The 13833-nt window shown below is 66.4% G+C and carries 12 protein-coding genes; 5 read left to right on the top strand and 7 right to left on the bottom strand.

What is annotated here, in order from left to right; genetic code table 11:
- Positions 1-112 precede the first annotated feature (112 nt).
- From lpxL to RA164_RS02330, 3 genes are all read left to right on the top strand, one after another.
- Entirely contained in the window at positions 113-1030 is a 918-nt protein-coding gene (lpxL, locus tag RA164_RS02340; RefSeq protein ID WP_329742379.1) for an LpxL/LpxP family Kdo(2)-lipid IV(A) lauroyl/palmitoleoyl acyltransferase, read from the top strand.
- 126 nt (positions 1031-1156) lie between these two features.
- Positions 1157-1900, top strand: a complete 744-nt coding sequence (locus RA164_RS02335; protein WP_329742378.1) for a polysaccharide deacetylase family protein — start codon at positions 1157-1159, stop codon at positions 1898-1900.
- Complete coding sequence (locus tag RA164_RS02330; protein ID WP_329742377.1) at positions 1897-3039, top strand: glycosyltransferase family 4 protein; 1143 nt, start codon at positions 1897-1899, stop codon at positions 3037-3039. Before RA164_RS02335 ends, RA164_RS02330 begins: the two co-directional genes overlap by 4 nt.
- On the opposite strand, the gene RA164_RS02325 is transcribed toward RA164_RS02330, so the two are convergent.
- The 6 genes from RA164_RS02325 to RA164_RS02300 all read right to left on the bottom strand — a co-directional run bounded on the left by RA164_RS02325 (position 2978) and on the right by RA164_RS02300 (position 7870).
- Positions 2978-3730, bottom strand: a complete 753-nt coding sequence (locus RA164_RS02325; protein WP_329742376.1) for a glycosyltransferase family 2 protein — start codon at positions 3728-3730, stop codon at positions 2978-2980. The genes RA164_RS02330 and RA164_RS02325 overlap by 62 nt on opposite strands.
- Positions 3717-4985, bottom strand: a complete 1269-nt coding sequence (locus tag RA164_RS02320; protein WP_329742375.1) for an O-antigen ligase family protein — start codon at positions 4983-4985, stop codon at positions 3717-3719. The genes RA164_RS02325 and RA164_RS02320 overlap by 14 nt, the downstream gene beginning before the upstream one ends.
- Before the next feature lie 57 nt (positions 4986-5042).
- Positions 5043-6167 carry a glycosyltransferase gene (locus RA164_RS02315; RefSeq protein ID WP_329742374.1) on the bottom strand — a complete coding sequence of 375 codons (1125 nt, stop codon included), beginning with the start codon at positions 6165-6167 and terminating at the stop codon, positions 5043-5045.
- A gap of 97 nt (positions 6168-6264) precedes the next feature.
- Positions 6265-6474, bottom strand: coding sequence for a zinc-finger domain-containing protein (locus RA164_RS02310; RefSeq protein ID WP_329742373.1), 210 nt, complete (start codon positions 6472-6474; stop codon positions 6265-6267).
- A gap of 121 nt (positions 6475-6595) precedes the next feature.
- Positions 6596-7183, bottom strand: a complete 588-nt coding sequence (locus RA164_RS02305) for a YceI family protein (RefSeq protein WP_329742372.1) — start codon at positions 7181-7183, stop codon at positions 6596-6598.
- Between the two features lie 93 nt (positions 7184-7276).
- Positions 7277-7870 (bottom strand): malonic semialdehyde reductase, encoded by a 594-nt coding sequence (locus RA164_RS02300; protein ID WP_329742371.1) that lies wholly within the window; start codon positions 7868-7870, stop codon positions 7277-7279.
- 133 nt (positions 7871-8003) lie between these two features.
- On the opposite strand from RA164_RS02300, the gene RA164_RS02295 reads away from it, so the two are divergent.
- A complete protein-coding gene (locus tag RA164_RS02295) occupies positions 8004-9029 on the top strand; it encodes a mitochondrial fission ELM1 family protein (RefSeq protein ID WP_329742370.1) in 1026 nt (341 codons plus the stop codon).
- A gap of 21 nt (positions 9030-9050) precedes the next feature.
- On the opposite strand, the gene glnE is transcribed toward RA164_RS02295, so the two are convergent.
- Complete coding sequence (gene glnE, locus RA164_RS02290; protein ID WP_329742369.1) at positions 9051-11900, bottom strand: bifunctional [glutamate--ammonia ligase]-adenylyl-L-tyrosine phosphorylase/[glutamate--ammonia-ligase] adenylyltransferase; 2850 nt, start codon at positions 11898-11900, stop codon at positions 9051-9053.
- Positions 11901-12021: 121 nt separating this feature from the next.
- On the opposite strand from glnE, the gene RA164_RS02285 reads away from it, so the two are divergent.
- A complete protein-coding gene (locus RA164_RS02285; protein ID WP_329743460.1) occupies positions 12022-13830 on the top strand; it encodes an assimilatory sulfite reductase (NADPH) flavoprotein subunit in 1809 nt (602 codons plus the stop codon).
- The last annotated feature ends 3 nt before the right edge of the window (positions 13831-13833 follow it).

Raw genomic sequence — 13833 nt, 5'->3', positions numbered from 1 at the left:
ATACAGATAACGCAACGCAATTCCCTCTGGCAGATCGCGCAGTATAGCCAAGCACCGGCACCATCGCCGGACAGATGGCATGGGCGCCGGTACAATGCCGCGGATGCCCGGTATGCCCCGCCCCGCCTTCAGTCGTTCACTGCTCGCGCCACGCCATTGGCCGGCTTGGATCGGTGTCGGTGCACTTCACCTGATCGCCCGCCTGCCGCGCCCGGCACTGATGGCATTGGGCCGTCTCCTGGGTGCCATCGTCCAGCGATTTCCGTCGCCACGGCGCCACATCGCCGAGACCAATATCGCCCTGTGCTTTCCCGAACTCGATGCCGATGCGCGAGCGGCCCTGGTGAACGCCCATCTGCGTGATATCGGTCTGATGATGGTGGAGTTCGCGCTGGGCTGGATGGGCACGGATCGCGCCGTCGCGAACGTACCGGTCACATTTGAAGGCCTCGAGCACCTGGAAGACGCGCACACACAGGGGCGAGGCGTATTGCTTGTCGGCGGCCACTTCTCGCACCTCGAGCTGTGCGGCCGACTGGTGTCGCGGCAGATCGGCATCGCAGGCATGTACCGGCGCATGGATTCGGCCGCATTCGAATGGGCGGTGCTGCGCGCCCGACTCAGCTATGCCAACGCCATGTTCGAGAAGGACGACATCCGTGGCACGGTGAAGTACCTGCGCAACGGCGGCATCCTGTGGTACGCGCCGGATCAGGACATGCGCAGCAAAGACAGCGTGTTCGTGCCGTTTTTCGGCGTGCCGGCCGCCACCATCACCGCCACCCACCACCTGGCGCGTCTGGGTAATGCCGTGGTGATCCCCTTTTTCCACCGACGCCTGCCCGGCGATGCCGGTTACGCTCTGCGCCTTGGCGCACCGCTGGCCGACCTGCCCAGCACCGACGTGCTTGACGACACCGCCCGCGTCAATACCTGCATCGAACAGATGGCACGCGAGGCGCCCGAGCAATACCTTTGGGTGCACAAACGCTTCAAGACCCGCCCCGAAGGCCTGCCGGCGGTCTACTGAACACACAGCTGACAGGCCGGCGTCAGCCAGGACTGTTAAAAAGCGCACCTGAGCGTGCTCTATCCCCACCCCGCCGCAGCGCGATCCGAGCCCATGGCGCGACCGTTGCCGGCGATGGAGGCATGCATGAACGCATCTGGACACCCGGCCGTGCCGATTCCCATTCTGATGTACCACAACATCGCCCGCCTGCCACGCGAGGTGAAGCGGAATCGCAGCCTGTATGTGAATCCGGGTGCTTTCGCACGTCAGATGTGGCTGCTGCATCGACTTGGCTATACCGGGCTGTCGATGTCGGCCGCCATGCCCTACCTCCGCGGCGAGAAGTCCGGACGCGTCGCTGTTATCACCCTGGACGACGGCTACGCCGACAACCTCGACGCCGCCCTCCCGGTGCTGCAACGGTACCGCTTTAGCGCGACCTGCTATGTCGTCAGTGGTGCGCTCGGACAGCACAACACCTGGGATGCGGACAAGCTGAGCGTGCGCAAGCCCATGATGACGCCGACGCAGATGCGCGCCTGGCATGCGGGTGGCATGGAAGTCGGTGCGCATACCCGCACCCACCCCCACCTGACCCAATTGCAGCCCAGCCGGATGCAGGATGAAATCGGCGGCTGCAAGGCCGACCTCGAGAATCTGCTGGGCCAGCCTGTCAGCCAGTTCTGCTACCCCTACGGCGACATGAACGAACACGTGGCCGAAGCGGCCCGTGCGGCCGGCTTCGATGCCGCCACCACCACCCGGCGCGGACGGGCACGGGCCGGCATGGACCTCTGGCAGTTGCCGCGCGTTCCGGTGGTGCGGCAGCACGTGTTGCCGCAGTTCGCCAGCCGCATACTGACCGGCTACGAGGACCGCCGGCGATGAACCTGCTATTCGTCGGCACCAGTCCGCGCGTGGGTGGCGCCGAAACCCACTTCGTGGCACTTGCCCGCGCCATGAGCCGCAGCGGCCATCACGTCGTGGCACTGGTGCACCCCCAGGGCTGGATACGCCAGAACCTGGCCGACGGCGAGATCGAGGTTCGCACGGCCCGCCTGCGCAACGTCGTCGACCTGCGCGGCTACGTCGGCATCCTGCGTGCCGCGCGCCACTGCCGTGCCGACCTGATCGTGGGCGATTTCGGCAAGGAGTACTGGCCGCTGCTGATTCTTGGCCGGTTGCTGCGTATTCCGGTGGCCCTGTTCCGGCATCGCATTCCGCCGATGCACCGGCTGTCCGGCTATCTGGTTCCGCGCCTTGCAGATCACTTCGTTGCCGTTTCGAACTACGCACGCCGCATCTACATCGAGCAGGGCGCACCAGCGGAACGGGTGGATGTCCTGTACAACCCGATCGACACCGCCGCCCACCGTCCCGACCCCCGGCGCCGCGCCGCCCTGCTCCAGCAACTCGGGCTGGCAGCGGAAGACATCGTGCTCGGCTATGTCGGCCGCATCCACGGCGGCAAGGGCGTGTTCACCCTGTTCGAAGCCGCCTGCCAGGCAATGCGGACCGAGCCACGCCTGCACTGCGTCTGGCTGGGCGATGGACTGGGCATGGCCGAGCTGCGCGAACGACTTCGCGCGCTGGACCCGGCACTGGCACGGCGACACCGACTGACCGGCTGGATCGACGATGCGTCGCCGTACTACAACGTGTTCTCGATACTGGCGCTGCCTTCGACCATGCCCGAGGCCTTCGGCCGCGTCCTGGTGGAGGCGCAGGCCTCGGGCACGCCGGTACTGGGCAGCGCCATTGGCGGAATTCCGGAAACCCTCGAACCCGGCGTGACCGGCTTGCTGCTGCCACCAGGCGACATCGCCGCGTGGAGGGAGGGCATCCTGACCCTGTGCGATACCGATTGCCGCCAGCGCCTTGCCGAGAACGGCCGTGAATTCGTCGCCCAGCGCTTCAGCGAACAGGCCGTGGCCGCCGCGTTCCTCAGGCTTGTGAAACAGCCACCTACTTCCGCCTCGCCTCATGAAGCTTGGCGTACTTCAGGAATACATAGAAGGCACCACTGACGCTGGCGATGAAGCCGGCCCAGCCGTTGAGAAAATAGCGTTTCACCAGATACTGGCGAACGAAGAACAGCGGCGGGTAGAACAGCATGCGAAGCCCGGCGAAGCGCTGCCGCTTGCGCAGCTTGTAGGCCACCATGCCCGTGGTGTAGCGGTTGATCTTCTCGACCCGGGTGGCGATATCGCCGTCGCCATCATTGACGAAATCCGCCCGACGCAACGTCCTGACCGGCCCGCGCACTTCGACCGCAGCATGTACTTCCACGTCGTTCATGCCGCCCCTGCGGCGATCGAACAGACGTAAATGGCCGTTGCGATGACTCCAGCGGTGCTGCACCGTCCAGAACATCCGCTCGCGGCGCGGCAGCCGGAAACCGGCATGCCGCGGATCGACCAGCGCGTTTTCGATCACTTCGCGCGTGCCGGGCGACAGGATCTCGTCCGCATCCAGGTTGAGAACCCAGTCATGCCGGGCCAGGTCGATCGCCCGCTGCTTCTGCGGACCGTAATCGTCGAACGGGTGCACTTCCACGCGCGCACCGTGTCGGCGCGCGATCGCCACCGTGTCGTCGTTGGAACCGGAGTCGAGCACCACGATCTCGTCGGCCCAGTCCACCTCGCGCAGACATGCGTCCAGGGTGTCGGCGTTGTTGTAGGTGATCACAACCACCGACAGCGGTTCACGCGACGTCATGTTTTTCCTCCGGCACCGCATACAGGGCCGCGCACCACAACGCCAGCAGCCAGGCGAACAGCAGTCCCCACCAAGCGGAATAGAAAGCCAGGTGACTGTTCAACGGAAACAGCATCGCCGCCAACGCCACGGTTGCCGGAAACGCCTGCCCACGTGCCGTCACACCCACCCGGCGCCACGCCCGGATGGCCCAGACCAGTGCCGCCAGCCACAGGGACAGGCCCAGGAACCCGGTACCGGCGAGCACTTCCAGCACGACCTGATGCGGATGGCAGGCGCCCTGCCCCGGACCGCATGGCTCGGCCACTACGAAGTGATCGTGCGGCGATGCATACGCCGGGTAGGCATAACGGTAACCCCGCACGCCCACCCCGTTGAACGGATGCGCGGCAATCATCCGCAGCGTGGTCCGCCAGATATCCACCCGGCCGGTCAGCGCGGTATTCACGCCCTGCTCGCTACCCTGGAACAGGGCCAGCGAGCGCTGCACGCGCGCATCGAAACGCACGGACACCTTCCAAGCGATGCCACCGGCCAGGGCAAGCAGGATCAAGCCCGCCACGCAGAACATCATGAAGCGCCGTGGCGAAGCCGCCTCACGCCATGCGAACGCCAGCGCGACCAGGGCATAGCAGATCCAGGCCGAGCGCGCGCCCGCCAGCAGCACCGGCCCCAGCAGCAGCACGAACACGGCCAGCAGGCCACGCCAGCCCCAATGCTTTCGCCCCCACCACAGCGCGAATGGTGACAACACGGCAAGAGTCGGGCCGAACTTCAGATCGTCACCGAACAATCCGGTCAGATAGACGCCCGTCGATGCCCCCCTGATGCTCCAGCCGGTCAGCATCTGTACCCAGGCCGCAACCGCCCATAGCCCCACCAGCACGGCAACACCCGCATACAGGGCACGCAGGGAACGCGAATCACCCAGCACCAGGCATGCAAACAGGCCCAGCGGCAGATAGCGCAGAAGCACTGCCACCGTCGACCAGCTCTTGGCCGGCGCGACCGAGTCCGGCGCAGAGAGCAGCGCGGCTCCGATATAGGCGGCCAGCAGGATCATCAACAGGCTCGCCGCCGGACGGCGGTGCAGGCCTCGCCAGCCATTTCGCGACACCAGCACCAGCAGCCCGACGACACATGCCAACGTGCCCAGTTCCGCGCTGCGCCCGAATGGCAGCAGGGCCGGGACGATCAGGAACAGCGACATGGGCGAACGCAGAGTCTTCCGGCTCGCGGCAAGCATGGAGTCCATGAAATTTCCGGCAGCGGTATGCCGGCATTGTAGCCGTGCTGTAGCGACTATCCGGGCTCAGCCAGCCACTTCCTCGTACAGCGCCAGCACGGACTGCTGCATATCGGAAAGCCGATAGTTCTGCAGCAACGGAATCGGCGGCGCCACGCGCAGCAGCTCGGCGGCGCGTTCGACCAGCCGCTCGCGGTCACCCGGCGGCACCCGGCCCGCCGGATACAGTTCGGCCAGCAGCTCGCCGACGCCGCCGTGGGCATAGCCGAGCACGGGTCGGCACAGCGACAGTGCCTCGATCACGGTACGGCCGAAGGACTCGGGCTTGTTGGACAGTTGCAGCACCAAGGCCGAGATCGCGTAGATGTCGCGCACATCGGCCCGCGCCGGCGTCATCACGACCTTGTCGGCGACCTTGCAGCTGCGTGCCAGCTCGCGCAACTCCTCGACGTAGGCCTCGCGGCCGGGTTCGATGACCCCGAGCAGCAGCAAGCGCGTATCGATACCACGCTGGCGCAACGCAGCCACCAGCTCGATCGCATCGCGGTGACCTTTCAGGCGGGTACCGCGTGCCGGCAGCGTCAGCAACGGCGCACCGGCCAAGGCGGGGTAGTCGGCGAAAAACGCCTTCTGCCAGGCATCGTCGGGACGGTGACCGTAGGGAAAGGCGGCTGGGTCGATCCCGCGCGGAATCACCCGCACACGCGTCGGATCCAGCCACGTGTAATGGCTGAGGACATAGTCTCGCAGGGTCTGCGATACCACCACGACCCGTTCGCCGCGCAACAGTATCGAACTGTACTGCCCGGGCGAATTCATGCCGTGCACGGTGGTAATGAAATGCGGCCGCGGCTTCAGCCCCTTCAGTGCCCACCAGCCCAGCCAGGCAGGCAGGCGGGAACGGGCATGCACGATGTCCGGGCGCAGTTCCTGCAAAACGCGCCGCAGCGGGCCGATACGGGCAAACGCACGCAGCGACTTGCGGCCAATATCCAGGGTGATGTGTTCGCTACCCTCGGCCTCGAGCTGCGCCGCCAGGCGGCCGCCCGCCGAGATCACCACCGAGCGATGACCTGCCTGCACCAGGATGCGGGCCACTTCCAACGCCGAACGCTCCGCACCACCCGAGTGCAGAGCCGGAAGCAGTTGGACAACGGTCAACGTCCTGGCAGGCGCGGCGACGGCTGACATGGATTCCTGTGTGGACATCCTCATCTCTAGGAATATGCACGAATCGTGCCGTCAGCGCGTCAAACCTGCGCAAGCCGGACAAACTACATTGGAAAGTTCAATCGCGCAGCAGGTAATGCGCGCCGCAATAAGGACATACGCTCTCGCCACCGTCCTCGACGATCGGCAGATAGACCTTGGGATGTGCGTTCCACAACGCCATGCCAGGCATCGGACAGGACAACGGAAGGTCCGCGCGCGTCACTTCGTAACGATTTTCGGCACTCGCCGGGATCGGCGTGGCTGCCGCGGATGAGGTGCGCGACATGGGCATGGCTCCGGAAGAAAGGGGATGCTGCATGGTAGCAGGCCACACGGGCACCCCAAAGCCATCCGCACAAAAAGGCCCGCGCCATGAATGGCGCGGGCCGGACACGGTCATGAACCGTTTAGTGGGCCGCTTTGGGCACCGAACCCTCGGTAGTAATGCGCAGCTTGATCTGGTCGCTGACCATCGGCACATAGGCGCCGACACCGAAGTCGGACCGCTTCAGCGTACCCGTCGCATCAAAGCCGATCGCCTGGGCCTTGAGCATCGGGTGCATGCCGATCTTGTTCAGATGGGCCATCAGTTCGACCTGCTTGGTGACGCCGTGCGCGGTCAGGTTGCCGATGACCTCGAAACGGTTGTCGCCCAGCGGCTTCACCTGGGTGCTCTTGAAGGTGATGACCGGGTACTTTTCGGCATTGAAGAAGGTCGCTTCCTTCAGGTGCTTGTCGAGCGCACGCACGTGGGTATCGAGCAGGCTGAGCGGCATGGTCACGTCGACCGAGGACTTGGCCGGGTCCTGTGGGTCATATACCAGTGTGCCCTGGGAAATGCCGATGTCGGCAGTGGGGTGCGAGAAGCCGAAGTGGCTCCAGCTGAACAGCACCATGGTGTGGTTGGGATCGAGCTTGTAGGTGGTCGGGGCGGCCTGCACCGAAACCGCGGCACCAAGCAGCCCGGCCAACAGCACGTAACGAAGCATACGCATGGGAATCTCTCCAGAACGAGTGGAAACGCACCGTCGCCGGTGCGATCAGAAAAAGGCCAGGCGTCGACCATCCGGCGTCTGTACCCGGGACAATCAATCGATCCGGCAGGCCTCGTCGAACGACAGGCGCGGACTGCGCGGGAACAGGTCGCGGCTGGCATCGCCATAGCCGATGTTGATCAGGAAGTTCGAGCGGACCTGCGTGCCGGCGAAGAACGCCGTATCCACGCCGGCATTGTCGAAACCGGACATCGGGCCGCAATCGAGCCCGACCGCACGTGCGGCAAGCATCAGGTACGCGCCCTGCAGCGAGGCGTTGCGGAACGCGGTGATATCGATCAGTGACTGGTTGCCTTCGAACCAGCTCTTCGCATCGGCATGCGGGAACAGCTGTGGCAGCTTCTCGTGGAAGGCATGGTCCTGCGCCACGATGGCGGTGACCGGCGCAGCCATGGTCTTGGCGCGGTTGCCTTCGGAAAGAAACGGCGACAACTTTTCCTTCGCAGCCTTCGATTTCACGAACACCACCCGCATCGGCGACGAATTGGCGCTGGTGGGGCCAAACTTGGCCAGGTCATAAAGCGCTTGAAGCTGCTCGTCGCCGACATCCTTCGGAAGCCAGGCGTTGAAAGTACGCGCTTCGCGGAACAACTGATCGAGGGCGGCCTCGGAAAGCATCTCGCGCATGGGTATCCTTTCTTCGAATGGCGCGCCGGGTGGCGCGATCACCGCAGTTTAAAGGTATCGCCATGCATCGTAGACCCCGCTGGACGAAACGTAGCGTGCACATGGCGTCAACAATGACACCCGGCGGTTGCGGATGAAGGGCCTGCGCAACGAGTGCTGGGCGATCACCGACCATGCGGCCGGCAACCAGCGACAGGCACTGGCGCTGGCCGAGCGGCTCGGCCTGCCGATACGCCACCTCATACTGGAACCCCGTCCGCCCTGGTCGTGGCTGGCCCCCCGCCTGATCAACGGCTTGCCATTGATCCTGCCGCCACACCAGCGCGCGAGCTTCTCGGCGCCATGGCCCGTCGTTGCCATCGGCTGCGGCCGCAGCGCCGCCCTGTTCACGCGACTGTTGCGCCCGCTGTCGGCCGGCCATACCCGCACCGTGCAGATCCTCGACCCACGGATCGACCCCGCCGACTGGGACATCGTCATCGCACCACGGCATGACGGACTGACCGGACCGAACGTGCTCAACCCGCTCGGCTCGATGAATCCGATCGACGATGCCTGGCTGGCCGACGCGCACGCGTCATACGCACAGTTCGGTGACCTGCCGCAACCACGGGTGGGCGTATTCCTGGGCGGCCCACGCCGCGAGCTCGCCATTGATGGCGACTACGCACAGCGCCTCGCGCAGCGCCTGCGCGAACGCTGGCAACGCGAAGGCGGCAGTCTGCTGGTGGTGGCCTCGCGCCGGACCCCGGCCGCCGCCATGCAGTCCATGCGATCCATGCTTGAGGGCATTCCCGGCCTTCGCTGGTCGGGGCCCGGAGATGGCGCCAACCCCTACCCGGGCGTCCTGGCCTGGGCCGATCGCCTGGTCATCACGCCCGATTCGGTCAACATGCTGAGCGAGGCCTGTGCGGTGGGCTGTCCGGTAGAAACCTTCACGCCGACCGCGCCGACGAGCAAATTGGCACACTTTCATCGCGCCCTGCACGAGGCCGGACTGCTGCATGAGTTGGAAGGTCATGACCGGGGCGGGCACAAGCGGGACGATAAGGCTACATCACCGTCACCACCTCCGCTCCGCGAAACCGCCGATATAGCGGCGCAGCTGGTGCAGCGCCTTGGCATACCGTTGCCCGACCATCGCCCAGACAACGACTGAGACCGCCGCAAGCCACGCGGCTCAATCGAACGCGAAACCCAGGGCAGCCACCACGTCGCGCACGTCACCACAGAGGCGGTCGAGCGTGGCGTCACGCAATGCGATCCGCGAACGCAGGTCGAGCGTGCAGGTCAGGGCACGGCGAAGCAGCTCCGCGTGGGCACCGGCCAGCACCTGCGCCTGCGCGGCATCCAGCAGTTCCGCATCACGGCAGGCTGCGATCAGTGCGGCGTTGGCGGTGACACCCAGCAGCGCCGGGTGCCGTGCGGCATGCGCCAGCGCCAGCCCCTGCAGCGCGAACTCGATATCGAGCAGGGCACCGTGCCCCTGCTTGAGATCGATCCGTACCAGGTCGGAACGGTCGCGCTCGGCACGCCAGCGGCGACGCATCTGACTCACCTCGTCAAACACCGAGGCCAGCGTACGCGGCACGCCGAGCACGTCGCGGCGCACCTCCGACAACGCTGCATTCAACCCGGCATCGCCGGCCACCGGGCGGGCACGCAGCAGGGCCTGATGCTCCCATGTCCACGCGCGGCTGCGCTGATAGGCCACGAACGCATCCAGACTGCTTACCAGCAGGCCCTTGGAACCATCCGGACGCAGCCGGGTATCGACCTCGTACAGCTGCCCCGCCCGTGTCTGCATGGTCAGCCAGTTCATCACGCGCTGGGCCAGGCGCTGGTACCAGCGCGAGCCTTCGATGGGTCTCGCACCGTCGCTCATCGCCTGTGCCCGGCGACCGTCATAGACGAACACCAGGTCCAGGTCGGAGGCGAAACCAAGCTCCTCGCCACCGAGGCTGCCGTAGCCGAGAACAGCGAAGCCCGAGCCCTCGCCCGGCAGGCGACCGTGCTGTACCGCCAGCTCACGCTCGGCCAGCGCGGTCACCGCCACCACCACCGATTCGGCCAGCATCGCCAGCCGGCGTGCCGTGGCCACCGCATCCGCCCGTCCGTCGTTGAACGCCAGACCGAGACGGAAAGCGATGGACGATCGAAACTCGGTGATGCGCTCCAGTTCAGCCTCGGCCTCGCGCTCGTCCAGCGTGGTCAGCACCCGCGACAGTTCAGCACCGATGTCCGTGCGCTTCAGCGGCAGCTGTTCGATGCGCGGATCGAGCACATCGTCCAGCAGCAGCGGCTGCGCGATCACCCGTTCGGCCAGGAAGGCGCTGTCGGCGAACAGGGTCGCCAGACGCTTGCGCGCGGCCGGCTTTTCCTCCAGCAAGGCCAGATAGGAGGAGCGTCGCGCCACCGCCTGCGCCAAGCGACACAGGCGCAACAGACAGGCCACCGGCGCATCGGTGACGCGCGCCGCGGCAATAAGCTGCGGCATCAAATGATCCAGTCGTTCACGCGAACGCGCCGACATCGCCCGCACCGGCGCCGCCTGCGGCAGCTTGAGCAGTGCTGAGGCTGCGTCGTCGCCAGGTGCAAACCCGCTGGCCGCCATGGTGCCGGCATCCAGCGACTCGTCGCAGGCCTGACGCCACAGCGCCGCATCCTCCGCCGGCACGCTGGCCGTGCGTCCGCCATGCGGAACCAGCACTTCGGCAAATTCACTGGCAACCATCTCTCGATGGCGCGCCAGCTCATCCTCCAGCGGCTCCCAGGCCGGGTAGTCGAGACCCTGCGCGATGCGTTCGCGGCTCAAGGCGTCGTCCGGAATATCGTGTGTCTGCGCATCGCGCAGCATCTGGACGCGATTCTCCAGCCGCCGCAGGAACTGGTAGGAGGCCCGCAACGCCTTCGCGCGCGCGGCCGGAATGTGGCCCCGGGCTTCGCAGGCTGCCAGCGCGGGCAGCAGGCCGCGCACCCGCATCGACGGTTCGCGCCCGCCCCGGATCAGCTGGGTGAGCTGCACGATGAACTCGATCTCGCGGATGCCGCCCGGGCCAAGCTTGAGATTGTCGGCCAGGTCCTTGCGGGCGACCTCGGCGTCGATCAGCATCTTCATCTCGCGCAGGCCGGCGAAAGCGGTGTAATCCAGATAACGCCGGTAGACAAAGGGCCGCAGCATGTCCTGCAGCTGTTTGCCGGCCGCCAGGTCGCCTGCCACCGGACGGGCCTTGATCCAGGCATAGCGCTCCCAGTCGCGCCCTTCGCGCTGGTAGTACTGCTCCATCGCGCTGAACGGCAGGGCCAGACGCCCGGCATTGCCGAACGGCCGCAGGCGCAGGTCGACCCGGGCACAGATGCCGTCGACGGTCGGCTCGTGCAGCAGACGCACCAGCTGCCGCCCCAGTCGCACGAAATACTCGCCATTGTCGAGCTGGCGCGAACCGTCGCTGTGACCGCCGTGCGGATAGGCCAGCACCAGGTCGATATCGGAAGAAAAGTTCAGCTCCGAACCACCCAGCTTGCCGAAACCCACCACCACCAGCCGCTGCAGCGCACCGTCCTCACTGCGTGCATGGCCATAGCGCTGTGCAACGGCCTGCTCAGACCAGCGCAGGGCGAGATCCAGCAACGCCTCGTACAAGACGCTGGTGGATGCCAGCGTTTCCGGCAGGTCATCCAGACCGTTGACATCACGGAACACCAGGCGCAGCGCCTCGGCGTGACGGAACCGGCGCAGTGCGGCCATCGTCTCCGCTTCGTCGTCGGGCAATTTCAGCGCAGCGGCGCGGGTGGTGGCATCGGCATGCGAGCGCAGCCGTTCCAGCCCCTGCGGCGACAACAGGGTCGGCTGGCTTCGCCAGGCCTCGAAGGCGAAATCGCTGGCCAGCAAAGTACGCCGGATGCGCTCGGCCACCCCGGCATCGTCGTGCAGGGGCACCCCGGCAGCACGGCAACGGGCCATCAGCTCGGCATAGCGGTCGTTGATCAGGTCGCGCAACGGCGCGGACGGGACAGGCGTCTGGGTCATGCCGGCATTATGCCGGTTCGCCCCGGGTCCATGAGCTGCGGGCATAACCGCATGCCATCCCGTCCTTTTCGCTACTGTCGCGACATGCCTAGGATGAAATACCGAATAGCCGTCCAAAAGCATCACTGCGATGACCGCCTTCCTTTCCGCACTCTCCGAGGACAAGCAGCAGCTGGCCCGCCAGCTGGTCGACGGGCTGGATGCACCCTCGCTGCACTGGCTGTCCGGCTACCTTGCCGGGCTGGCGGTCCAGCGCCCGGCCGAACATGGCGGGCACAGCGAACCCGCGGTCGCGCTGGCGACAACCGCACAGCAGCGACTGACCGTGCTGTACGGCAGCCAGACCGGCAACGCCAAGCGGCTCGCCGAAGACCTGGGCCGCCGGGCCGAAGCTTCCGGGCTGGCCGTGCGTATACAGCGGGCCGACGCCTATGTGCTGCGCGAACTGAAGAACGAGCACCTGCTGTACATCGTGATCAGCACCCAAGGCGACGGCGAGCCGCCGGACGATGCCCGCGCGCTGGTCGACTTCCTGGCCGGCACGCGCGCACCGAAACTCGCCCAGCTGCACTACGCGGTGCTCGGTCTGGGCGATTCGAGCTATCCGCAGTTCTGCGCGATCGGGCGGCAGCTCGACGAACGCCTTGCCGAACTCGGCGGCCAGCGCCTGTTCGCGCGTGGCGATGCCGACGTCGACCTGGAGACGATCGCCTCGCCCTGGCTGGACCAGGCCCTGCAGCAGGCCCGCGAGCAGCTCCGGACCCAGACGCCAATGGCCACGGTCACGCCGCTGCGACCGACCCGTGCCGGCGCCAGCTGGACCCGCGAACACCCCTTTGCCGCGCCGGTGCTTCTGAACCAGCGCATCACCGGCCGCGACAGCGATCGCGACGTGCGGCACCTCGAACTGTCGCTGGAAGGCTCCGGTCTGCACTATGCACCGGGCGACGCACTCGGCATCTGGCCGGTGCAGTCGCCGCTGCTGGTCGATGCCGTGCTTGCCACGCTCCGTCTAGACGGCGACACCGCGGTCCGGCAGAACGACCAGGAGCTGCCACTGCGCCGCTGGCTGGCCGAGCGTCGCGAACTGACCCGACTGACCCGTCCGTTCCTCGCTGCGCATGCGGAGCGCGCCGACAGCGACGCGCTGCGGGCCTTGCTGCAACCGGAAGCGCGCGAGGCCCTTGGCCGGCTGTTCGACAGCTGGCAGCTACTCGACCTGCTGCAGCGCCATCCGGCCGCATGGCGTGCCGACGAACTGGTCGCCGCGCTGCGGCCGCTGGCACCACGGCTGTACTCGATCGCCTCCAGCGCCGCTGTGGTGGGTGAAGAAGCCCACCTGACCGTGGCCCATGTCGACTACCAGTTCGACGGACAGGCACGCTGGGGTACCGCCAGCCGCCACCTGGTCGAACGTGCCGAGGGCGACACCGTCCCCGTGTTCATCGAATCCAACGAGCGTTTCCGGCTCCCCGCCGACGGCAGCCGCGACATCGTGATGATCGGCCCCGGCACCGGCGTCGCCCCCTTCCGCGGGTTCGTGCAGGAGCGCGTCGAAAGCGGCGCCAGCGGACGCAACTGGCTGCTGTTCGGCAACCCGCACTTCCATTCCGACTTCCTATATCAGGTGGAATGGCAACAGGCGCTCAAGCAGGGCCAGCTGCACCGTCTGGATCTGGCCTTCTCGCGCGACCAGGCCGACAAGATCTATGTACAGCATCGCCTGCGCGAACAGGGCCGCGAACTCTACGCCTGGCTCGACGGCGGCGCGCACCTGTATGTCTGCGGCGATGCCAACCGCATGGCCAAGGACGTGCACCGCACCCTGATCGACATCGTCGCCGAACACGGCGGCCGCAGCACCGAAGACGCCGATGCCTGGCTCGGCGAACTCATCCAGCAGGGCCGTTACGCCCGCGACGTGTACTGAGCC

This window comes from Dyella sp. A6 (assembly GCF_036320485.1).
GTDB classification, from domain to species: Bacteria; Pseudomonadota; Gammaproteobacteria; order Xanthomonadales; family Rhodanobacteraceae; genus Rhodanobacter_A; species Rhodanobacter_A aluminiiresistens.
Note: the sequence above shows the minus strand (reverse complement) of the source record. Positions and strands in the feature narration are given on the sequence as shown.

Excerpts from the sequence above, each read along its gene's own strand:
- lpxL (WP_329742379.1), top strand. The coding sequence starts at position 113 with ATGCCCCGCCCCGCCTTCAGTCGTTCACTGCTCGCGCCACGCCATTGG.
- RA164_RS02335 (WP_329742378.1), top strand. The coding sequence starts at position 1,157 with ATGAACGCATCTGGACACCCGGCCGTGCCGATTCCCATTCTGATGTAC.
- RA164_RS02330 (WP_329742377.1), top strand. The coding sequence starts at position 1,897 with ATGAACCTGCTATTCGTCGGCACCAGTCCGCGCGTGGGTGGCGCCGAA.
- RA164_RS02325 (WP_329742376.1), bottom strand. The coding sequence starts at position 3,730 with ATGACGTCGCGTGAACCGCTGTCGGTGGTTGTGATCACCTACAACAAC.
- RA164_RS02320 (WP_329742375.1), bottom strand. The coding sequence starts at position 4,985 with ATGGACTCCATGCTTGCCGCGAGCCGGAAGACTCTGCGTTCGCCCATG.
- RA164_RS02315 (WP_329742374.1), bottom strand. The coding sequence starts at position 6,167 with ATGTCAGCCGTCGCCGCGCCTGCCAGGACGTTGACCGTTGTCCAACTG.
- RA164_RS02310 (WP_329742373.1), bottom strand. The coding sequence starts at position 6,474 with ATGTCGCGCACCTCATCCGCGGCAGCCACGCCGATCCCGGCGAGTGCC.
- RA164_RS02305 (WP_329742372.1), bottom strand. The coding sequence starts at position 7,183 with ATGCGTATGCTTCGTTACGTGCTGTTGGCCGGGCTGCTTGGTGCCGCG.
- RA164_RS02300 (WP_329742371.1), bottom strand. The coding sequence starts at position 7,870 with ATGCGCGAGATGCTTTCCGAGGCCGCCCTCGATCAGTTGTTCCGCGAA.
- RA164_RS02295 (WP_329742370.1), top strand. The coding sequence starts at position 8,004 with ATGAAGGGCCTGCGCAACGAGTGCTGGGCGATCACCGACCATGCGGCC.
- glnE (WP_329742369.1), bottom strand. The coding sequence starts at position 11,900 with ATGACCCAGACGCCTGTCCCGTCCGCGCCGTTGCGCGACCTGATCAAC.